This is a genomic window from Mycobacterium ostraviense, from assembly GCF_002705925.1.
GTDB lineage: Bacteria > Actinomycetota > Actinomycetes > Mycobacteriales > Mycobacteriaceae > Mycobacterium > Mycobacterium ostraviense.
Genome location: NZ_NKRE01000030.1, coordinates 1 through 320 on the forward strand (window position 1 = coordinate 1; position 320 = coordinate 320).

1 protein-coding gene is annotated in these 320 nt (G+C 42.2%); it reads right to left on the minus strand.

All coding sequences use genetic code 11. The features are described from left to right. Positions 1–95 precede the first annotated feature (95 nt). Positions 96–320 (minus strand): hypothetical protein (locus tag CDN38_RS33630; RefSeq protein WP_204903258.1); only part of this gene is annotated, 225 nt, incomplete at its 5' end.

The window sequence follows — 320 nt, forward strand, 5'->3', positions numbered from 1 at the left end:
CTATTGCACTCGGGTTGATTCAATTCCATTGCATTCCATTCCATTCCATTCCATTCCATTCCGTTCCATTCCATTCCATTACATTCGGATTGATTCTATTCAACTCCCTTACTCTCCATTACATTCCATTCCATTCGGGTTGTTCCATTCCATTCCATTCCATTCCACTCCATTCCATTGCACTCGGGTTTATTCCATTCCATTCCATTCGATTCCTTTCGATTGCACTCGGGTTGATTCCATTCCATTGCATTCCATTCCATTCCCCTGTACTCGGGTTGATTCCATTCCTTTCCATTCCAATCTATTCGGGTTAATTC